Annotated in this window: 20 protein-coding genes; 9 read left to right on the top strand and 11 right to left on the bottom strand. The window is 64.7% G+C overall.

Going from position 1 to position 20,578, the window contains the following annotated elements; genetic code table 11:
• Positions 1-459 precede the first annotated feature (459 nt).
• Positions 460-1,038: a superoxide dismutase [Fe] gene (sodB, locus tag HDG33_RS06215; RefSeq protein WP_013090345.1), complete on the bottom strand. Its 579-nt coding sequence runs from the start codon at positions 1,036-1,038 to the stop codon at positions 460-462.
• Positions 1,039-1,253: 215 nt separating this feature from the next.
• The gene (xseA, locus tag HDG33_RS06210) at positions 1,254-2,633 is read right to left on the bottom strand and encodes an exodeoxyribonuclease VII large subunit (RefSeq protein ID WP_184023073.1); all 1,380 of its coding nucleotides are present in this window, start codon (positions 2,631-2,633) and stop codon (positions 1,254-1,256) included.
• A 549-nt stretch (positions 2,634-3,182) separates the two neighbouring features.
• Between xseA and lpxK the strand changes: the two genes are divergently transcribed.
• From lpxK to HDG33_RS06185, 5 genes are all read left to right on the top strand, one after another.
• Positions 3,183-4,199, top strand: a complete 1,017-nt coding sequence (lpxK, locus tag HDG33_RS06205; protein ID WP_184023072.1) for a tetraacyldisaccharide 4'-kinase — start codon at positions 3,183-3,185, stop codon at positions 4,197-4,199.
• Entirely contained in the window at positions 4,180-4,383 is a 204-nt protein-coding gene (locus HDG33_RS06200; protein WP_007180583.1) for a Trm112 family protein, read from the top strand. The genes lpxK and HDG33_RS06200 overlap by 20 nt, the downstream gene beginning before the upstream one ends.
• A gap of 207 nt (positions 4,384-4,590) precedes the next feature.
• Positions 4,591-5,385, top strand: coding sequence for a 3-deoxy-manno-octulosonate cytidylyltransferase (gene kdsB, locus HDG33_RS06195; RefSeq protein WP_184023071.1), 795 nt, complete (start codon positions 4,591-4,593; stop codon positions 5,383-5,385).
• A 211-nt stretch (positions 5,386-5,596) separates the two neighbouring features.
• A complete protein-coding gene (adk, locus tag HDG33_RS06190) occupies positions 5,597-6,262 on the top strand; it encodes an adenylate kinase (RefSeq protein ID WP_184023070.1) in 666 nt (221 codons plus the stop codon).
• Between the two features lie 259 nt (positions 6,263-6,521).
• Complete coding sequence (locus HDG33_RS06185; protein WP_184023069.1) at positions 6,522-7,280, top strand: 3-hydroxyacyl-CoA dehydrogenase; 759 nt, start codon at positions 6,522-6,524, stop codon at positions 7,278-7,280.
• Positions 7,281-7,408: 128 nt separating this feature from the next.
• Here the strand turns inward: HDG33_RS06185 and HDG33_RS06180 are convergent, their stop codons facing one another.
• Positions 7,409-8,251 carry a SirB1 family protein gene (locus HDG33_RS06180; protein WP_184023308.1) on the bottom strand — a complete coding sequence of 281 codons (843 nt, stop codon included), beginning with the start codon at positions 8,249-8,251 and terminating at the stop codon, positions 7,409-7,411.
• 5 nt (positions 8,252-8,256) lie between these two features.
• Positions 8,257-9,807, bottom strand: a complete 1,551-nt coding sequence (gene murJ / locus HDG33_RS06175; protein WP_184023068.1) for a murein biosynthesis integral membrane protein MurJ — start codon at positions 9,805-9,807, stop codon at positions 8,257-8,259.
• A gap of 508 nt (positions 9,808-10,315) precedes the next feature.
• Between murJ and rpsT the strand changes: the two genes are divergently transcribed.
• The gene (gene rpsT, locus HDG33_RS06170; RefSeq protein ID WP_184023067.1) at positions 10,316-10,594 is read left to right on the top strand and encodes a 30S ribosomal protein S20; all 279 of its coding nucleotides are present in this window, start codon (positions 10,316-10,318) and stop codon (positions 10,592-10,594) included.
• Positions 10,595-10,750: 156 nt separating this feature from the next.
• Here rpsT and HDG33_RS06165 read toward each other — a convergent pair whose 3' ends face one another.
• Positions 10,751-11,092 carry a DUF3579 domain-containing protein gene (locus HDG33_RS06165; RefSeq protein WP_184023066.1) on the bottom strand — a complete coding sequence of 114 codons (342 nt, stop codon included), beginning with the start codon at positions 11,090-11,092 and terminating at the stop codon, positions 10,751-10,753.
• Positions 11,093-11,597: 505 nt separating this feature from the next.
• On the opposite strand from HDG33_RS06165, the gene argF reads away from it, so the two are divergent.
• The gene (argF, locus tag HDG33_RS06160) at positions 11,598-12,527 is read left to right on the top strand and encodes an ornithine carbamoyltransferase (protein WP_018421631.1); all 930 of its coding nucleotides are present in this window, start codon (positions 11,598-11,600) and stop codon (positions 12,525-12,527) included.
• 135 nt (positions 12,528-12,662) lie between these two features.
• On the opposite strand, the gene murB is transcribed toward argF, so the two are convergent.
• Positions 12,663-13,703: a UDP-N-acetylmuramate dehydrogenase gene (gene murB / locus HDG33_RS06155; RefSeq protein WP_184023065.1), complete on the bottom strand. Its 1,041-nt coding sequence runs from the start codon at positions 13,701-13,703 to the stop codon at positions 12,663-12,665.
• A 283-nt stretch (positions 13,704-13,986) separates the two neighbouring features.
• On the opposite strand from murB, the gene HDG33_RS06150 reads away from it, so the two are divergent.
• Entirely contained in the window at positions 13,987-14,472 is a 486-nt protein-coding gene (locus HDG33_RS06150) for a YajQ family cyclic di-GMP-binding protein (protein ID WP_018421633.1), read from the top strand.
• 93 nt (positions 14,473-14,565) lie between these two features.
• Here HDG33_RS06150 and plsY read toward each other — a convergent pair whose 3' ends face one another.
• The gene (gene plsY, locus HDG33_RS06145; protein ID WP_184023064.1) at positions 14,566-15,201 is read right to left on the bottom strand and encodes a glycerol-3-phosphate 1-O-acyltransferase PlsY; all 636 of its coding nucleotides are present in this window, start codon (positions 15,199-15,201) and stop codon (positions 14,566-14,568) included.
• Between the two features lie 142 nt (positions 15,202-15,343).
• Positions 15,344-15,835, bottom strand: a complete 492-nt coding sequence (ybaK, locus tag HDG33_RS06140) for a Cys-tRNA(Pro) deacylase (protein WP_090801630.1) — start codon at positions 15,833-15,835, stop codon at positions 15,344-15,346.
• A gap of 151 nt (positions 15,836-15,986) precedes the next feature.
• Between ybaK and HDG33_RS06135 the strand changes: the two genes are divergently transcribed.
• Entirely contained in the window at positions 15,987-17,549 is a 1,563-nt protein-coding gene (locus HDG33_RS06135) for a class I adenylate-forming enzyme family protein (protein ID WP_184023063.1), read from the top strand.
• A 33-nt stretch (positions 17,550-17,582) separates the two neighbouring features.
• Here the strand turns inward: HDG33_RS06135 and xerD are convergent, their stop codons facing one another.
• The 3 genes from xerD to queG all read right to left on the bottom strand — a co-directional run bounded on the left by xerD (position 17,583) and on the right by queG (position 20,578).
• The gene (xerD, locus tag HDG33_RS06130) at positions 17,583-18,539 is read right to left on the bottom strand and encodes a site-specific tyrosine recombinase XerD (RefSeq protein ID WP_184023062.1); all 957 of its coding nucleotides are present in this window, start codon (positions 18,537-18,539) and stop codon (positions 17,583-17,585) included.
• Positions 18,536-19,006: a methylated-DNA--[protein]-cysteine S-methyltransferase gene (locus HDG33_RS06125; RefSeq protein WP_090801634.1), complete on the bottom strand. Its 471-nt coding sequence runs from the start codon at positions 19,004-19,006 to the stop codon at positions 18,536-18,538. Before HDG33_RS06125 ends, xerD begins: the two co-directional genes overlap by 4 nt.
• A 261-nt stretch (positions 19,007-19,267) precedes the next feature.
• Entirely contained in the window at positions 19,268-20,578 is a 1,311-nt protein-coding gene (gene queG / locus HDG33_RS06120; RefSeq protein ID WP_409258973.1) for a tRNA epoxyqueuosine(34) reductase QueG, read from the bottom strand.

Raw genomic sequence — 20,578 nt, 5'->3', positions numbered from 1 at the left:
ATGAGCTGGCAATCGATTGACACGACGCCGGCCGCGCCGGACGTCGTACTCCAGCAACCGGGCACGACGACCTTCCCGAGCGCCGCGAACGCGCAGAACTTCCAGTACATGAACCATCCCCCGCCAGTGCCCGCCCCCGGCCAGTTCGGCGAAGTCGACGGGCGGGGATCGGGCTCATCGGCATCGACAGATGTCCACGAATTCTGGCCCCGACGATTAGCCGCAGGGCAATTTCACTTAGGGCCGCGCCCCGCCAAACCGCAGTTACCAACTGTGACAAACTTCTTTCAGAAGCGCGTAAGTAGGGCATCCCTCGGTGGTAAGCAATGCAATCCCTCCCCTTCCAATCGCCTCCGGAAAGAAAAAGCCCTCGCGATGGAGGGCTTTCTTCTCTGGCTACCATCTTCAATCGCGACCGCAAGGATCACGACATCAGACGGCGAGCAGCAACCGGCAATCTCAAGCGAAGTTTTTCGCTGCGAAGTCCCAGTTGACGATGTTCCAGTACGCCTCGACGAACTTCGGACGCGCATTGCGATAGTCGATGTAGTAAGCGTGCTCCCACACGTCGATCGTCAGCAGAGCCTTCGCGTCGGTGGTGAGCGGCGTGGCGGCGTTGCTCGTCGACACGAGGTCGAGCGAACCATCAGCCTTCTTCACGAGCCATGCCCAGCCCGAGCCGAACGTGCCGACCGCGGTCTTCGCAAACTCTTCCTTGAACTTGTCGAACGAACCCCACTTCGCGTTGATGGCGTCAGCCAGCGCGCCGGTCGGTGCGCCGCCACCTTGCGGCGACAGGCTGTTCCAGAAGAACGTGTGATTCCACACCTGAGCCGAATTGTTGAAGATACCGCCCGAGGACTTCTTGACGATCTCTTCCAGCGACAGGTTCTCGAACTCGGTGCCCTTGATCAGATTGTTCAGGTTGGTCACATAGGTCTGGTGATGCTTGCCATAGTGAAACTCGAGCGTCTCTTCCGACATGTGCGGAGCGAGCGCGTTTTTCGCAAACGGCAGCGGCGGGAGCGTATGTTCCATGGTGCTTTCCTTCTCTGTATCTGTTGTGGGGAGTCTGCGGATGACGCTATCGAGCACTCGATTGTAGGCGAGTTGGAATAACCCCGCAAACCAACGGCCTTTATGTCCGGCATGTCGAACACGCCGTGCGCAAGGCCCTTGAGAAGGGCGCGCACGGCGCGTGCCCGGCTCGTCGGAAGACAGTAAACGGGCGCCACGCGCCCACCGGCGAAACGTCAGAAACCGTCGGTCAGACGCGCCTGCACGTCGGCAAGCGCGACATCGGCCGAGCCTTCGGCGAGATGCATCGTCAGACGACGTCCAGGCTTCAACGACGACGGCGTGCGAATCGCCCGACCGCTTTGCGCATCGAGCACGACCGCATAACCGCGCTCAAGCGTGCGCTGTGGACTCAGCACTTCGAGTCGCGCGCTGAGCATGTCGATGCGCGCGACCTGTCGTTCATGCCGGCGCGATAGCGCCGCATTCAGACGCTGCGCCAGCACGTTGACGCGCGTGCGCTCGGCCGCGAGATCCGGACGCCAGCGTTGCCAGCGCATCTGCAGCAGCGAAAATCGCGCACGAGCGTCGCGCACCGGCCGGCCGCCCGCCGACGCGAGCCGAACGCGCAACTGCTGCATATGCGTGCGCTGCCGAGCGAGCCGCTCGGCGGGCGACACGAGCCGGCGCGCCAGCCAGTCGAGCTGCTGCGCGCGCCGCTCCATCATGCGGCCGAACGCGCGCGCGAGCGTCGCGTGCCGATGATCAAGTTCGCGCAGCAGCATGGCGCGCTGTGGACTGACGAGTTCGGCGGCACCGGTCGGCGTCGGTGCGCGTACGTCGGCGGCGAAATCGGCAATCGTGAAATCGGTCTCGTGACCGACGCCGCTCACCACGGGTATGACGCTTTCCGCAATCGCGCGCGCGAGCACTTCTTCGTTGAACGCCCACAGATCTTCGATCGAGCCGCCGCCGCGACACACGATCAGCACGTCTACCTCGCGGCGCGCGCCAGCCGCCTCGACCATCGCCGCGAGCTTCGCGCTGACGCCCGCGCCCTGCACCGGCGCCGGATAAACGATCACCGGAATATGCGGCGCGCGACGCGACAGCGTCGTCAGCACATCGCGCAATGCGGCCGCCTGCAACGACGTGACGATACCGATCGCGCGCGGATGCGTCGGCAGCGCGCGCTTGCGCTCGGCGGCGAACAGCCCCTCGGCCTCGAGTTGCGCCTTCAACCGCAGAAACGCTTCGTACAGACGCCCCTGGCCGGTGCGGCGCACCGCTTCGACATTTAGCTGCAGTTCGCCGCGCGGCTCGTACATCGTGACGAGGGCGCGCACTTCGATGCGATCGCCTTCGCGCGGCATGAATTCGGCGTACTGAGCTCGACCGCGGAACATCACGCAGCGCATCTGCGCCTGCGCGTCCTTGATCGAGAAGTACCAATGGCCGCTCGCGGCGCGCGTGAAGTTCGACACTTCACCCGCGACCCAAACGAGTGGAAACGAGCGTTCGAGCATCGTGCCGATCGCGCGATTGAGCGCGGAGACGGGAACGACGACCTCACCGCCAGGTGTGGCCGCAGAAGCAAAAGGATTTTCGGGGTTCATGCAAGGATTTAATAGCGCTGGCCGGACAGACGATAGACCGAGCGAAGAGCGGCGTCCAGCCGGAATCGCAGGATTGTTAAAAGTGTCCACATGGCGGGAACCGCCTGACGAATTCCGCCAGAACGCCCGCCAACGTCAATAAATTCCTGGCAGAGCCTTGATTTATATGGCGTTTGCATCTCGATAGCGAGCGAGTACTACGATCCAAAGCGCACGGAATGGCCCTTCGGGACGATCGGACAGCAGGTTCTCCACAAAGTTATCCACAGACTGTGAGCAACCGCACATAGCGTGGAGCGGCGTGCGTTGGACCTTACGCGACTTGCCGGGCGGGACGCCCGCGCGCTACAGTGCCGGGTTCGACGGTATGTCGATCGCGCAGCGCGGCGGAGAGCTTGCCCGGCCCGAGGCCACTGGGCGCGGGCCCTTTCGCCGCGCCGCTCGCACCTCATTTTTCGACCCGTATCCGCATTCGATTGCCCGGAGAACCGCGTTGATGTTGACCCCGCGTAGTGCGCACGGCGCGCAGTCCGTGCACGCAACCCGCCCATGAGCGAACTCAGCGACCGTCTTGGAGCGCGCCTCTCGCGCGAATGGCAGCAGCGTGGACCGCTCGCCTGGGCGCTGACGCCGCTCGCCTGCGTGTTCGGCGCAGTCGCGGCCGCGCGCCGCGCCGCGTTTTCGCTTAGCTGGCTCAAATCGGTGCGCGTCGGCGTGCCGGTGGTGGTGGTCGGCAACGTGACGGTCGGGGGTACTGGCAAGACGCCGACCGTCATCGCGCTCGTCGAAGCGTTGCGCGCCGCGGGCTTAACGCCCGGCATCGTGTCGCGCGGCTACGGCGCGCGCGTGAGCACCCCGACCCAGGTCACGCCCGGTTCGTCGGCACGGGTCGGCGGAGACGAGCCGTTGCTGATCGCGCGCCGCACCGGCGCACCCGTGTGGGTCTGTCCGGACCGCGTCGCCGCCGCGCAGGCGCTGTGCGCCGCGCATCGCGACGTCGACGTGATCGTCAGCGACGACGGCTTGCAGCACTATCGCCTCGCGCGCGATGTCGAACTCGTCGTGTTCGATCACCGGCTCGGCGGCAACGGTTTCCTGCTACCGGCCGGGCCGCTGCGCGAGCCGCTGTCGCGCCGCCGCGACGCGACGCTGATCAACGATCCATACGCGCGCACGCTGCCCGCGTGGCCGAACACGTTCGCACTTCAGCTCGCCCCTGCCGACGCGTGGCATCTCGACAATCCCGCACTGCGCCGCCCGCTTGCGCAATTCGCCGGTCAACGCGTGCTGGCCGCGGCCGGCATCGGCGCGCCGGAACGCTTTTTCGCGACAGTGCGCGCGGCCGGCCTCGCGCCCACGACGCGCGCGCTGCCCGACCACTACGCGTTCGAGCGCAATCCGTTCACCGACGTCGACGCCGACGCGATCCTGATTACGGAAAAGGATGCGGTAAAATTGGGGGCCTGGCACGACGCGCGCATCTGGGTAGTCCCGGTCGAAGCCGCGCTTGATCACCGCCTCACTGCATTAGTTGTGGAGAAAGTCCGTGGACGCTCGCCTGCTTGAAATCCTCGTTTGCCCGATCTGCAAGGGCCCGCTCAGCTACGACCGCGCCGCGCAGGAACTGATCTGCAACGCGGACAAGCTCGCCTATCCGATCCGCGACGGCATTCCCGTGATGCTCGTCGACGAAGCGCGGCAGACCGTCGAAGGCACGCCGGTCGATCTGAATCCAGGCTCGGTCGCCTGACCCGCCGCGTCGCGGCACCGAGGCGCCGCGACGTCTCGCTCGCGCGCGGGTCAAGGCAGGCTTCATCGATGCCACCGGCCCCCTCCCTGCATGCGCTCCAATATCGATCCGCAGCCGTCTTCGCCGCTCCGGCTCATGTCCGACCCTGCGTGAGCGTCGCGCGCGCAGCCTCTTCCTCCGGCCTGATCGCCGTCCGTTCCTGATCCGATGATCCACACCACCCCTCATCCGTTTATCGCCGTCGTGCCGGCCCGCCTCGCGTCGACGCGTCTGCCCAACAAGCCGCTCGCGGACATCGGCGGCAAACCGATGGTCGTGCGCGTCGCGGAGCGCGCGCGCGAATCGGGCGCGCAACAGGTGCTGGTCGCGTCGGACGCGCAGGAAGTGCTCGACGCGGCGCGAGACCACGGCTTCGACGCGGTACTCACGCGCGCCGACCATCCGTCGGGCACCGACCGTCTCGCGGAAGTGGCAACGCGTTTCGGCTGGAGCGACGACACGATCGTCGTCAACGTGCAGGGCGACGAGCCGCTGATCGACCCGGCGCTCGTGCGCGGCGTCGCCGCGCATCTGGCAACGACGAGCGACTGCGCGATCGCGACGGCCGCGCATCCGATCACCGATCCCGCCGAAATTTTCAATCCGAATGTCGTCAAGGTCGTGCCCGATGCGCGCGGCGTCGCGCTGTATTTCTCGCGCGCGCCGATCCCGTGGGCGCGCGACGCATGGCAACCGCACTGGCCCAACGTCGCGTCGATGCCGACGCCGGCCGCGCCCGCCGTCGTATACCGGCACATCGGCCTGTACGCGTATCGCGCGAAATTTCTGCGCACGTACCCGAGCCTCGCGATCTCGCCGATCGAGCAGGTCGAAGCGCTCGAACAACTGCGCGCGATGTGGCATGGCGAGCGCATCGCTGTCCTCGTCACGCAAGACGTACCGTTGGCGGGGGTCGATACCCCCGCCGATCTCGCGCGCGTACGGGCCTTATTCGGGTCTTGAGCGCGGGAAGCCGTGGCATAATCGAACGGTTATGCGCGCCTCCCAGCGCAGGCGACACTCGGGTTATCCCGGTCGCGCCGTGCGGATCTTGCAGCGCCGTCGTATTCGACGTGCAGCGCGAGGTAGCCAACGGTAGCCGATGCGGAACCTGCGAGAATCGCCGGGAAGCATGCCGCGTCAACAAAGAATTCACATAGATCTGGAGATATCCATGCGTTTGATCCTGTTGGGTGCACCGGGTGCCGGCAAAGGCACTCAGGCCAACTTCATCAAGGAAAAGTTCGGCATCCCGCAAATTTCGACCGGCGACATGCTGCGCGCGGCCGTCAAGGCCGGCACGCCGCTCGGCGTCGAAGCAAAGCGCTTCATGGACGCCGGCGAGCTCGTCACGGATGAGCTGATCATCAACCTCGTGAAGGAACGTCTCCGGCAGCCGGACTGCGCGAACGGCTATCTGTTCGACGGCTTCCCGCGCACGATTCCGCAAGCCGAAGCAATGAAGCAGGCCGGTGTCGCGATCGACTACGTGCTCGAAATCGACGTGCCGTTCGACGAGATCATCGTGCGCATGAGCGGCCGTCGCTCGCACCCCGCGTCGGGCCGCACCTATCACGTGACGTTCAATCCGCCGAAGGTCGAGGGCGTCGACGACGTGACCGGCGAGCCGCTGATCCAGCGCGACGACGACAAGGAAGAAACGGTCAAGAAGCGTCTGGAAGTGTACGAATCGCAAACCAAGCCGCTGATCGAGTACTACAACGGCTGGGCGAAGAACGGCGATACGTCGAGCTCGGTGAAGGCGCCCCAATATCGCCGCATTTCGGGCCTCGGCAGCGTCGATGAAATTCGCGCCCGCGCGTTCGACGCGCTGAAGTAAGCCGGCTTGGTCCAAACATTACCGCTGTTTCCGTTTGACCAAAACCCGCCCACGTTGGGCGGGTTTTTTTATTTGGCTCGGTGCAAACCAAAAGCGGCAAGCGGTGGGGAACGCCCAGCGGAACCAGTTAGGTTTCCATAGCGCTTGCATGCCGCCGCCCGCTTCGCTTTCCGCAGCGCAGCACAGCCGCTACAATCGATCGTCGTCGAAAAATGCTTCGCTCGAGACCGCACTGAACAACCGTAGCAAAGGAGAAGACATGGAAATTCGTGACAACGTGTTCCTGATCACCGGCGGCGCATCAGGGCTCGGCGCTGCCACCGCGCGCCTGCTCGTCGAGAACGGCGGCAAAGTCGTCCTCGCCGACCTGAATCTGGACGCGGGCGAGGCGCTCGCAAAGGAACTCGGCGGCGCTTTTGTCAAATGCGACGTGAGCCGGGAAGAGGACGCGCAACAGGCCGTCGAAGCCGCGACGAAGCTCGGTACGCTGCGCGGCCTCGTCAACTGCGCGGGCGTCGCGCCGGCCGCGAAGACCGTCGGCAAGGATGGCCCCCATGCGCTCGATCTGTTCACGCGCACGATCTCGATCAATCTGATCGGCACGTTCAACATGATCCGGCTCGCCGCGGTGCAAATGTCGAAGAACGAGCCGAACGCCAACGGCGAGCGCGGCGTGATCATCAACACCGCATCGGTCGCCGCGTTCGACGGCCAGATCGGCCAGGCGGCCTACTCCGCGTCGAAGGCCGGCGTGGTCGGTATGACGCTGCCAATCGCGCGAGACCTGTCGCGCAACGCGATCCGCGTGATGACGATCGCCCCCGGCCTCTTCGAAACGCCGATGCTGCTCGGCATGCCGCAGGAAGTGCAGGACGCGCTCGGTGCGATGGTGCCGTTCCCGCCGCGCCTCGGCAAACCGGCCGAATACGCGATGCTCGCCAGGCAGATCTTCGACAATCCGATGCTGAACGGCGAGGTGATCCGGCTGGACGGCGCGATCCGCATGCAGCCGAAGTGAGGATCGCTTAGCGATCGATCTGGTCGCCGATGCCAGGCCAAGGCCGGCATACGGCGATAAAAAAAACGCCTGTGCATGTGCGACATGTGCAGGCGTTTGTGTTTTATGCAGCGTGAAAACGCGCGTCGCTATTCGCCGCCATCATGCCGCGTGCGCTGCCGCAATTCATGCAACTGCGACTCGACCACGGTGGCATCTTCCGCATCGGGGCGATCGCCGAGATAGCTTTCGAGGTCCTCGAGCGCGGGCCGCAGATAATCGAGCCGCGCATACGCGAAACCGCGATCCCGCACTTCCTCGATATTGTCCGGCAGCAGAATGACGAGCCGTTGCTGCACCGCGAGCAGACGTTGCCAACGCTCGGTCTGCAGATAGATCGCCTTCAGGTTGCGCAACATCCGCGCGACGATCTCGCGATGCGTGGCCGGTTGCAGCAGCATGCGTAGCGCGCGCCCGACCGAATCGCCAGCCGACGCGACGTACGGCTCGAGCATCTCGACCATCTGCGCTTCGGACAGCGAATGACCGGTGGTCGGATCGAGCATCACGTCGCCGTCGGGCATCGTCACGCGCAGCAGGAAGTGGCCTGGAAACGACACCCCACGCACAGGAACGCCGAATTGCTCGGCCATCTCCAGATAGAGCACCGCGAGCGAAATCGGAATGCCGCGGCGACGTTTGAGTACGACGTTCAGATGGCTGTTGTCGGGGTCATAGTAATCGTTCAGGTTGCTCGCGAAACCGAGTTCGCGGAAAAAGAAACGGTTGAGGATGCCAACCTTCTGACGGATGTCGGCATCGTCGGGCATGCGGCGCCGCAGCCGCAGCACCAGCTCGTCGATCTCGGCGAGCACCGACTGCAGATCGAGGTCGGGATAGGCATCCTGCGCGATCGAGAGCGCCGTCTCGGTCAGCGGCAGGCTCTCGTCTTCGGCGACGAGCGTACTGAAATAATCGAGAACCCGCGACATGGTGATCACTTCACTCGCCTTCTGAAATACGCGTACTTGAAGCCCATCAGCCAAAGCATACCGAAATACAGCGCGGCGAACAGCACGAGACATGCACCGAGCAACACCATGCGGCTGACCGGCTGGGTATGCATGCCGATCCAGTCGAAGCTGATCGCGAGCCAGCGCATCACGCCGGCGAGCACGAGGCACGCCCCGAGCAACTGCACGAAAAACTTGAGCCAGCCGCTCGACGGCATATAAATGCCACGTTTGCGCAGACCAATGAATAGCAGCAACGCATTGACGCAAGCGCCGAGCCCGACGCTCAGCGTGAGACCCGCATGCGCGAACACCGGCACGAACACGTAGTTGCTCAACTGCGTGACGACCAGCACGCCGATGCCGATCTTCACTGGCGTCTTGATGTCCTGCTTCGCGTAAAAGCCCGGCGCGAGGATCTTGATCAGGATCAGGCCGATCAGGCCGACTCCGTAGGCGGCGAGCGCGCGGCTCACCATCACGACCGCATTGCCGTCGAACTTGCCGTAGTTGAACAGCACCGCTGTCAGCGGCTGGGCGAAAAAGAACAGCGCGATCGCGCTCGGCGCGGCGAGCAGGAACGTGACGCGCAGTCCCCAGTCGAGCAACGACGAATACTCATGCGAGTCGGCATCGACGTGCGCCTTCGACAGGCTCGGCAGCAGGATCGTGCCCAGCGCGACGCCGAGCAGCGCGGTCGGAAACTCCATCAGCCGGTCGGCGTAGTTGATCCACGACACCGCGCCGGGGCCGATGTGCGACGCGATATTGGTGTTGATGATCAGGCTGATCTGCGCGACCGACACCGCGAACATCGCCGGCACCATCTTCGCGAGCACCCGCTTTACGCCGCGATGCGCGAGCGCGCGCAGCGGGTTCAGGCCGATGAGCGGCACCATGTCGATCTTCTTGAGGCCCGGCAGCTGCACGACGAATTGCAGCACGCCGCCGACGATCACTGCCCAGGCGAGCGCATAGACCGGCGTTTGCAGGCGCGGCGCGAGGAATACGGCGGAGACGATGAACGCGACGTTCAGCAGCACGGGCGCGAACGCGGGCAACGAAAAGTTCTTGTACGTATTCAGCACGCCCGACGCCAGCGAGGTCAGCGAGATGAAAATGATGTATGGGAACATGATGCGCGTCATCGCGACCGCAAGCTGGTACGCGTGGCCCTCGTGCGCGAGGCCCGACGCGACGACGAACACGACGCCCGACGCGCCGACCACGCCGATCACTGACAGCACGGCGAGCGCCCACGCGAGCACGGTCGAGGTGGCGTCGACGAGCGCCTTGGTGGCGTCGTGGCCTTGCTGGTTCTTGAACTCCGCGAGGATCGGCACGAAGGCCTGCGAGAACGCGCCTTCGGCGGAAATGCGACGCAGCAGGTTCGGAATGCGAAAGGCGACGTAGAAAGCGTCGGTGTATTGACTGGCGCCGAACGCACGGGCGATCAGCGTTTCACGGGCCAGTCCGGTCACGCGCGACAGCAGCGTGAAGCCGCTGACCGTCAGCAGGGCTCGTAATAGATTCATGGGGCGCTTATTATACGGGTCCCGCCAATGCGGGCGACGAGCCAGAACGCGATTCGGACCGATTTGCCACGCGGACGTTCGCCGCGATCGGCTGGAAAGCGCGATTCTTTGTGTTTTCTGCGGTCTTCCCGGCAGTGCCCTCGCCTTCCATCGGCGCCCTCGCAGGAGGGCCAGCACATACGCGCCGACATGACGCCGCTCCGGTCATTGTGGCGCCGGCGCGTGTTTTCCGTTGTCACGTGCCTGATTTTGTTGCTATAATCGTCGGTTTCGAAGCTTGCTCAGTTTTCGAATGGTCTTCGGACGCGGTTCTCAGGTTGGCGCAGCGCCGCCTGTCAATACATCCGGATGCCTTGAAACACGGGCCCGCCTTCGCGTAGTTCGATCGATTTTTTCGACACTTTTGCGCCCTTGGGCAATCGCTTCCAAGGGTTCGGATCGAGAAGCAGCACCTCGCCTCATCATTGAAGGCCGGGTACTGGAAACAGGAACAGGATAAGGAACCGTCATGGCTAACTCCGCACAAGCACGCAAGCGCGCCCGCCAGGCCGCGAAGGCAAACTCGCACAACTCGGCACTGCGCTCGAAGTTCCGCACGGCTATCAAGGCTGTCCGCAAGGCAATCGACGCAGGCGATCACACTAAGGCCGCCGAAATCTTCAAGGCATCGTCGAAGACCATCGACATCATCGCCGACAAGAACATCGTTCACAAGAACAAGGCAGCTCGCAACAAGAGCCGCCTCGCTGCAGCCGTCAAGGGTCTGCAAGCGCCCGCAGCGCAGTAATTCCGGTCGGCCCGCTTCGGCGGGCTACCTCCTGTTTCCGCTGCACAAGAAGCCCGCTTTTGCGGGCTTTTTTGTTTGGTTGAATTGCCAGCCACAAAAAAACCCGCTGCTTGCGGGTTTTTGTTTTTTTGCTTTTGCCGATCTGGTCGACTTACATCAGATGACGTGCCGTTTGGCTTGCGGCGCAGGCGCGAGCTCCAGTTCACACGCCTCGGTGACCAGCAGGTCGTTGTCTTTCGCGAAGTTCATAACGAAATCGAAGGCCATTGGTTCGATGTCGCGCAGCCGCGAATCGAGAATCACGCATTTGAGGTCGCCGATCATGGTCGGCCGCACGTACAGCGAGTACTGCATATAGGCGTTCGGCCCCTTCCTCACGCCGGGCCCGAACGACGACATGACGCCCGCGAGCCGCTCCGACCAGTCGCTCGGCCGAAATCTTTTTCCGGTCGACGTAATGCCCTGAATGAAATATTCGATTGGAGCTGCTTCGGCCATGTAGAAATACCTGTGTGACTGCCCAGCGGAATGACGACCAACCGGCGACGCCAGTTGTACGCTCGAACTCACCGCAAGCGGCATGTGCGGCAAGCGCTTGCAGCCACCTGCGACGTGCGTGGGATCTGGCGCTAACGCAACAATGACGAACCGCACCACGAGAACCGCTGCGGCGAACCGGCTGAACCGCTCTGGCGTCTGTCATGACGGCCACGCCTTGACAGGCTTTCCGCGCCGCGCGAGCCGCGTTTCTTCATGCGAAACGCCGGCCTGCTGGGCTTTGGGATAACCCGCAGATTATAGCGCAGCGGGCCCTTTTCCGCAGCGCACACAAGCGCCTTCCGATGACCCCGCGAAGCCCGATACGACGCTTTCGAATCGCTTGCGGCGCCTTCCCGCCGACTCGTCAAACGAGGCGAAATCCTTTATGCTGCATGGAGTTACCACCAAACCGACGGCGGCGCAGTCCGGCAACCCTGCCGGGTGAGACCGCCGTATTTGTTTCATGACCGCCAAGAAAATTCGCCACTACCTGCAGTTCAAGGACTTCTCGCTGGAAGACTACGAGTACGTGCTGGAGCGCGCGCGCATCCTGAAACGCAAATTCAAGAACTACGAGACCTATCACCCGCTGCATGACCGCACGCTGGCGATGATCTTCGAAAAGAATTCGACACGCACGCGCCTGTCGTTCGAAGCCGGCATCTTCCAGCTGGGCGGCCACGCCGTGTTCATGAGCACGCGCGACACGCAGCTCGGCCGCGGCGAGCCGATCGAAGACGCCGCGCAGGTCATCTCGCGCATGGTCGACATCATCATGATCCGCACGTTCGGCCAGGACATCATCCAGCGCTTCGCCGAGAATTCGCGCGTGCCGGTGATCAACGGGCTCACGAACGAATACCACCCGTGTCAGGTGCTCGCAGACATCTTCACGTACTTCGAGCATCGCGGTCCAATTCGCGACAAGACGGTCGCGTGGGTCGGCGACGCGAATAACATGCTGTACACGTGGATCGAAGCCGCGCAGATTCTCGGCTTCAGGCTGCGCCTGTCCACGCCGCCCGGCTACAAGCTCGACCGTGCGCTCGTCGCGGCGGAAAGCGCGTCGTTCTACGAGGAATTCGACGACCCGAACGAAGCCTGCACGGGCGCCGATCTCGTCACCACCGACGTGTGGACCAGCATGGGCTTCGAGGCCGAGAACGAAGCGCGCAAGAAGGCCTTCGCAGACTGGTGCGTCGACGCCGACATGATGGCGCGCGCGAATCCCGACGCGCTCTTCATGCACTGCCTACCCGCGCATCGCGGCGAAGAAGTCAGCGCGGAAGTGATCGACGGACCGCAGAGCGTCGTGTGGGATGAGGCGGAAAACCGCCTGCACGTGCAGAAGGCGTTGATGGAATACCTGCTGCTCGGCAAGCTCAATCACTGAGCGAGCCGCTGGTCCATACACGCGCCGGAACCGCGGGCACAAAAAAGGCGCCGGGAGGAAACTCCCGGCGCCTTTTGCATTCGTCGGCGGCGACGCTCCGCGGGGCAACTCAGCGCGAAAAGAGAGAACTGTCGCTCACAGGCAAACTGGCTCCGCCTCCAGTTCCACGCCAAATCGCTCGAACACGTCGTGCTGGATCGCCCGTGCCAGCGCCAACACTTCCGTGCCGCTAGCGCCACCGCGATTCACCAGCACCAGCGCCTGTCGCTCATGCACGGCCGCCGCGCCCATCGCGCGGCCCTTCCAGCCGCATCGGTCGATCAGCCAGCCGGCCGCCAGCTTCACCCGCCCATCTGCTTGCACATACGACACGACTTCCGGCTCGCGACGCTTCAGCGCCTCGAACTGGGCGGCATCGATTACCGGATTCTTGAAGAAGCTCCCCGCGTTGCCCAGTTCGAGCGGATCGGGCAGCTTCGCACGCCGCACGGCGACGACCGCATCGAAAATGGCTTGCGCGGTCGGCTGCGCGGCCGCACCCTCGGCCTGGCCAGCGCTCGCCGCATGACCGCGCGCCGCCAGCTCGCGCGCGAGATCCGCGTAGCCCGCGCGCGGCTGCCACGCCTTCGGCAAACGGAACGTCACCGACGCAATCACGAAGCGCTCGCGCCCTTCCCGCTTGAAAAGGCTGTCGCGATAGCCGAACCGGCACGCATCGCCGTCGAGTTCGAGGGCCTCGCCGGTCGCGAGCTCGATCGCCCGCAGCGACGCGAAGCGTTCGCACATTTCGAGCCCGTACGCGCCGATGTTCTGGATTGGCGCCGCGCCGACCGTGCCAGGTATCAGCGCGAGATTCTCGAGGCCGGGCATGCCCTGCGCCAGCGTCCACGCGACGAACTCGTGCCACGGCTCGCCGCCAGCCGCCTCGACATACCACGCATCCTGATCCTCGCGCACCACGCGGCGCCCGCGCAGCGCCACCAGCAGCACGAGCCCGGCGAAGTCGCCGGTCAGCATGACGTTGCTGCCACCGCCCAGCACGAGGCGCGGCAGGCCCTCGACGCGCGGATCGCGCACCGCGGCGAGCAACTGTTCCTCACGCTCGATCAGGCACGCGAACTGCGCGCGTACGTCGAAGCCGAACGTGTTGTGGGCCTTCAGCGGATAGCCGGCCATGAGGGATGCGACGGCGGGAGCGGCAAGAGCGGATTGGGACATCGGAATGGCAACAGGGCAACGACGGGAAGCAACAGGAAACGACAAAAACAACCCATGACGCGCCTGACGACACGAGCGGCGCCGCCCGACGCGGGATCGCGCGCCGTCGCGACGCCGCGCGGCGGCCTTGGGCAAAAGAGAGCGGCATCGGTAAAATGACGTCCGGTCCGTGATTATAGCGAGTGCCTCGCGCTCAGCCGACCGGCTGTGTCGCGCACTGCCGCACTATTGGGAGAAAGCAATGCCATCGTTTGACGTCGTCTGCGAAGCGAACATGATCGAAGTCAAGAACGCGATCGAGCAGTCCAACAAGGAAATTTCGACGCGTTTCGACTTCAAGGGGTCCGACGCGCGCGTCGAACACAAGGAAAACGAAATCACCGCGTACGCCGACGACGACTTCAAGCTCGGCCAGGTGAAGGACGTGTTGCTGTCGAAAATGGCCAAGCGCAACGTCGACGTGCGCTTCCTCGACTACGGCAAGATCGAGAAGATCGGCGGCGACAAGGTCAAGCAGGTCATCAAGATCAAGAAGGGCGTCTCGGGCGATCTGTCGAAGAAAATCGTGCGTCTGGTGAAGGACAGCAAGATCAAGGTGCAGGCGAGCATTCAGGGCGATGCGGTGCGCATCACCGGTGCGAAGCGCGATGATCTGCAAAGCGTGATCGCGATGCTGCGCAAGGACGTGACCGACACGCCGCTCGACTTCAACAACTTCCGCGACTAAGCGGCACGACGCGCCTGGCTTGCAACCAGCCTCACGCGGACCCGGAAGCGCTTCGCATCGGGCCATCGGGCCGGGCGAAGCGCTCAGCCCACTTCAAAGATCGTTGCCCGCCGCCGGACCGGCTGCCTTCTTTTTGTCGCCGATACGGCTCTCCTGCCCCCGCATCAGCTTCGCAATATTGCCGCGATGCCGCCACACGAGCAGCAGGCTCATCACCAGAACCGCGAGCGCGACGATGCGCGGCCCGAACAGAAACACGTAGAACAGCGGCGCGAACAGCGCCGAGCACAGCGCCGCGAGCGACGAGTAGCGCGTAAAGAACGCGACGATCAGCCAGGTTAGCAAGGTCGCGACGCCGAGCGTCGGGTTGATCGCGAGCAGCACGCCCGCGGCGGTCGCGACGCCTTTGCCGCCCTTGAAGCGGAAGAAAATCGGATACAGGTGACCGAGAAACACCGCAAGCGACGCAATCGCGATCGCGCGCTCGTCGAGCCCGTAACGCGCGCCGAAATGCACGACCAGCCATACCGGCAGCCAGCCCTTGAAGGCGTCGCCGATCAGCGTCAGAATCGCGGCCTTCTTGCTGCCGCTGCGCAGCACGTTGGTGGCGCCCGGGTTGCCCGAGCCGTACGAGCGCGGGTCGTCGAGACCCATCGCGGCGCTCACGATCACGGCAAACGACAACGAACCGATCAGATAGGCAACGACAGCGACGATCAGGTTTTGCATCTGGGACTCTTATAAGGATCGCGGTCTGACATTCGATACCCCAACCGCAACAGGGCATGCCCGTCGAATCAGGGCGGCGCACATTTTACCGAAGGCGTCCGCGCGAAAAACATTCAGGCAAACGTCAACCCGCTCATCGGCGTCAGTCCACGCTCGCGCATTGCACCGGCTTTGCCGCGAGCAGATCGGTGAGCACCTTCGGCTCGATGCTGACGAGAAAGCCGCGCCGCCCGCCGTTCAACCAGATTTTGTCCATCTCGAGAATGGTCGACTCGACATACACCGGCATCTGCTTGCGCGTGCCGAACGGCGACGTGCCGCCGATCAGATAACCCGAATGCCGGTTCGCGACCTCGGGCTTGCACGGCTCGACGCGCTTCGCGCCGATCTGCCGCGCGAGGTTCTTGGTGCTGACGGTGCGATCGCCGTGCATCAGCACGATCAACGGCTTCGCGTGCTCGTCTTCCATCACCAGCGTCTTCACGACGTGATGCTCGTCGACGCCGAGCTGGCACGACGATTCCGCGGTGCCGCCATGCTCGACGTAGTCGTAAGGATGCTCGCCGAACGTGACGCCGTGACGGCGCAGCAGCTGCGTGGCGGGTGTTTCCGACACATGTCTGGATTTGCTCATCGGCGCATTGTAATGGCGAGTTTGCACAACGGCTATTTGCCGGATGGCCAATTGTGCGGGTTCGACACTTGTGGCACGATCGTTCGAAAATATGCCGGCGCGGTGCGAGATACTGCGCGCAGGGCTACGAATTGGTAAAGAGGAGACAGTGTTGAAGCAGGCTTCATCCATCCGTTCCACGATCGATATCCCCGTGCTGCTCGCCGCCCTGCCCGCGCGCATCGGCGACATTCCGGCGCTCGCCGCCGCACGCGATCCGCGGCATGTCGCGCTGATCGAAGATGCGCGCCGCCTCACCAACGCGCAACTGCGCGAGGCCGTCGATGCGGCCGCCGCGCTGCTGCGCGACTGGGGCGTGCGCGGCGGCGATCGCGTGATGATCGTCGCGGAGAACAGCATCGCGCAAATCGTGCTGCTGTTCGCGACCGCGAAGCTCGATGCGTGGGCGCTCGTGTCGAACGCCCGACTGTCGGCCGCCGAACTCGATTCGATCCGCGCGCATGCGCAACCGCGCGTCGTCGCGTATGCGCTCGAAAGCTCGTCCGACGCGCGCCAGCATGCCGAGCGGCATCGAGCGACGCACGCACCCAGGCTGTTGGCGGACATCGGCGCATGGTCGTATGCGGTGGACAGCAGCGTGCAAGCCGAAGCCGTCGAAGCCGCCAGCGACCGCCAATGCGCGGCGCTGATCTACACGACCGGCACCACCGGCACGCCGAAAGGCGTGATGCTGTCGCATCGCAATCTGCTGTACATCGCGGCCGTGTCGAGCCGGCTGCGCCAGGTCGGGCCCGACGACGTCGTCTATGCGGTGCTGCCGATCTCGCATGTGTACGGCTTCGCGTCGGTGTGCCTCGGCAGCCTGCATGCGGGCGCGACGTTGCGGCTCGCGCCGCGCTTCGTGCCGGAAGCGGTGCGCCTCGCCCTCGCCACCGAGCACGTCTCGATCTTCCAGGGCGTGCCGGCGATGCACGCGAAGCTGCTCGAACATCTGCACACGCACGGCCACGCATGGTCCGCGCCGCGACTGCGCTTCGCGTACTCGGGCGGCTCGCCGCTCGACGCCGCGCTGAAGGCGCAGGTCGAAGCCGTGTACGGTCTGCCGCTGCACAACGGCTACGGCATGACCGAAAGCAGCCCGACCGTGTCGCAGACGATGGTCGACGCGCCACGCGTCGACTGCTCGGTCGGCGAGGTCATTCCGGGCGTCGAAGTGAAGTTCGTCGGGCTCGACGGCGCCGAAGCCGCGCCGGGCGAGATCGGCGAGCTATGGGTGCGCGGGCCGAACGTGATGCTCGGCTATTACCGCAACCCCGAGCAGACCCGCGCGAGCGTCACCGAGGATGGCTGGCTGAAGACCGGCGACCTCGCGCGGCAGGCCGCGGACGGCGCGTTGCATATCGTCGGGCGCAGCAAGGAGCTGATCATCCGCTCGGGCTTCAACGTGTATCCAGCCGAGGTCGAGCACGTGCTGAACGCGCATCCGCAGGTCGTGCAGTCGGCGGTGATCGGACGCGCGGTCGAGGGCAACGAGGAGGTGATCGCGTTCGTCGAACTGGTTTCCGGCGCGACGGTCACGCCCGCGGAGTTGATCGCGTGGTGCGGCGAGCGGCTCGCGCCGTATAAGCGGCCAGCCGAGCTGAAGGTGCTCGCGGCGCTGCCGGCCGCATCGACCGGCAAGATTCTCAAGCACCGGTTACGCGAGTTCGTGTGAAGCGCGCGGGCACCCGCGCGCTTCACGTCGTGCTCACCCGCGCGGATGATGCTGCGCATGCAGCGATTTCAGCCGCTCTCGCGCGACGTGCGTGTAGATCTGCGTCGTCGAAATATCGGTGTGACCGAGCAGCAATTGGACGACGCGCAGATCCGCGCCGTGATTGAGCAGATGGGTCGCGAACGCGTGCCGCAGCGTGTGCGGCGACAACGGCGCATGGACGCCCGCGGCCTGCGCGTGTCGCTTGATGATGTTCCAGAACTGCTGGCGCGTCATGCCTTCCGCGCGTGTCGTCACGAATAGCGCATCGGCCGCGCGCGGGCCGAGGAGCGCCGGGCGCGCCTCGCGCAGATAGCGCTCGATCCACGCGTGCGCCTCTTCGCCGAACGGAACCAGCCGCTCCTTCGAGCCCTTGCCAGTGACGCGCACGACGCCTTCGTTGAGTCCCACCTCGACGGTTTTCAGTGTGACCAGTTCGGTCACGCGCAAGCCGCTCGCGTACATCAACTCGAGCATCGTGCGATCGCGCAAGCCGAGCGGCGTGTCGATGTCGGGTGCGCCGAGCAACGCTTCGACCTGGACCTCGCTCAACGTCGAAGGAAATCGTGGCGGCTGCTTCGCCGAGCGGATGCGCAAGGTCGGATCGGCGGCCGCGCGATGCTCGCGCACCGCCCACGCGTAATAGCGGCGAAACACCGACAGCCGGCGGTTCGCCGAGGTCGCCTTGTCCTTTTGCCGCGCCGCGCTGTAGGCGCTCAGGTCGGCTTCGCTCGCGGTGTCGAGCGAAGCGTTGCGCGCGTGCGCGAGCCATTCGCAGAAGAGCCGCAAGTCGCGGCGATACGCGTCGAGCGTGTTGCGCGACAGGCCATGCTCGAGCCACAGCGCGTCGCAGAAGGCGTCGATCGATGCGGAGCTGGTCAGCAGCAGCGGTGATGCGGCGGCCGTGTCTTCGACGTGTACAGCGGTATTGGTGGTGGTGCTCGTGCTCATACGTACGGCACACCTTCATGCGCGAGCAACCAGCGCTTCACGTTGCGGAAGAAGCCGTCGCCGCCATCATGCGCGAAGCCGCCGATGCCGCTCGAACTCACCACGCGGTGACACGGAATCACGATCGGAAAGAAATTGGCCCCGCACGCCTGGCCGACCGCGCGCGGCACGCTGCCGAGCTGCTTCGCGAGTTGTCCGTAAGTCAGCACGACGCCGGGCGGGATGTCGCTGATCGCCTGCCACACGCGCCGCTGGAACGCGGTGCCGCACTCGGCGAGCGGCAGCTCGAATTTCGCTGACGCGTGCTCGAAATAACGCTCGATCTGTTCGGCCACCTCGCGTGCGAGCGGCGTGTCGGGCGCGACGTTGGGCGTCGAGTCGGGCAGATAGACGATCTCGCGCACGGCTTCGCCTTCGAGCCGGATGCCGATCTTGCCGAACGGCGCATCGATCACTGCGTTGAACATGATTGCCTGCTCCTCTAGGGTCTGTTTACATATGGAACGCACGTGCGAATGCCCGCTATCGGCCGTCCCCCAAGGGGACTTCCTTCGGGGCGCAGGGCAAGGAGCAAGGAGCGCTGCGTGGCCGCGCCACGTGAGCGACGCGCGACGCCGCCATGCGGCCGATAGCGGGCATTCCCCTGGAATGAAATCAGGTAATGGGGTGCGTTCCATATGTAAACAGACCCTAGCGTGCCAGATTGCCGGCACCGAATTGCCACGACTTTACGCCGCTTCGAGCGCCCACTCCACATGCTCGCGCACGACCGCCGACGGATCGTCGGCTCGCTGCCTCAAAGCCAGCACGATCGCGCCACGAGCGTCGAGGTCGAGACTTCCTGGCGCGGCGCGCAACGCGTTACCCATGCCGACCGCGAGATTGCGCAGCCAGCTCTCGTAGCCGATGCGGCGAATCGCGCTGCCCTGCATGCGTGTATCGAACTCCTCGGCGCTCCACGCGAACAGTTCGACCAGCGACGCGCGATCGAGCCCGTGCCGCACGTCGAAATCGGCGACCGGTGCGGCCTGCGCGAACTTGTTCCAGGGACACACGAGCTGGCAATCGTCACAGCCGTACACCCGATTGCCGATCAGCGGCCGCAGCTCGAGCGGAATACTGCCCTTCAGCTCGATCGTCAGATACGAGATGCAACGCCGCGCGTCGACCTTGTACGGCGCGACGATCGCGCCTGTCGGACAGGCGCCGATGCAGCGCGCGCAGCTGCCGCAATGCGAGCCCGGCGTTTCGGGCGCGGCCTCGGGTGAGGTTTCGGCGTCGGTCGGCAGCGGGACGTCGACATAGATCTCGCCGAGGAAAAACAGCGAGCCGGCGTCGCGCTGCAGCAGCAATGTGTGCTTGCCGCGCCAGCCGATGCCGGCCTTCTGCGCAAGCTCGACTTCGAGCACCGGCGCCGAATCGGTGAACACGCGATAGCCGAACGGCCCGATCACCGCTTCGATCCGGTCGGCCAGTTGTTGCAGGCGCTGGCGCATCACCTTGTGATAGTCGCGGCCGCGCGCGTAGATCGACACGACCGCCGTCGACGGGTCCGCGAGCCGCGCGTGCTCGGCCGCGCGCCAGTCGCGCGCGCAGGGTGTCGCGCGTGAGACGGGTTGCGTTACGTCTTGCGGCATGCTTTCAGGCGCGCTTTCATGTCCCCCTTCATGCGCCCCTTCAGCCGCCTCTGCTTCCAGCGTCTGCGCAGGCAAATAGGCGATGCGCGCGGTGATCACGCGTCGCGTGCCGGCCACAAGCTCGGCCGGCCGCGCGCGTTTCATGCCGTGTTTGGCCATATAATCCATCTCGCCGTGGCAACCCGCTTCGAGCCACGCTGCAAGCGGCGCTTCGGCGGCCGACAGATCGGTATCGCTAATGCCGATCGCCCCGAAACCGAGTTCACGGCCCCACGTCTTGATGTCGAGCGCGAGCGCACGAAGCGCCGCCTCGTCGAAACGGGACGTTGCGCCAGAAGCTCGCATGGCATCATCGGCCGATGCGGGCGTGCAGAAAACAGGGGACTTCGGACTTCGGTTCAT

The organism is Paraburkholderia sp. Cpub6 (assembly GCF_014201065.1).
GTDB classification, from domain to species: Bacteria; Pseudomonadota; Gammaproteobacteria; order Burkholderiales; family Burkholderiaceae; genus Paraburkholderia; species Paraburkholderia tuberum.
Note: the sequence above shows the minus strand (reverse complement) of the source record. Positions and strands in the feature narration are given on the sequence as shown.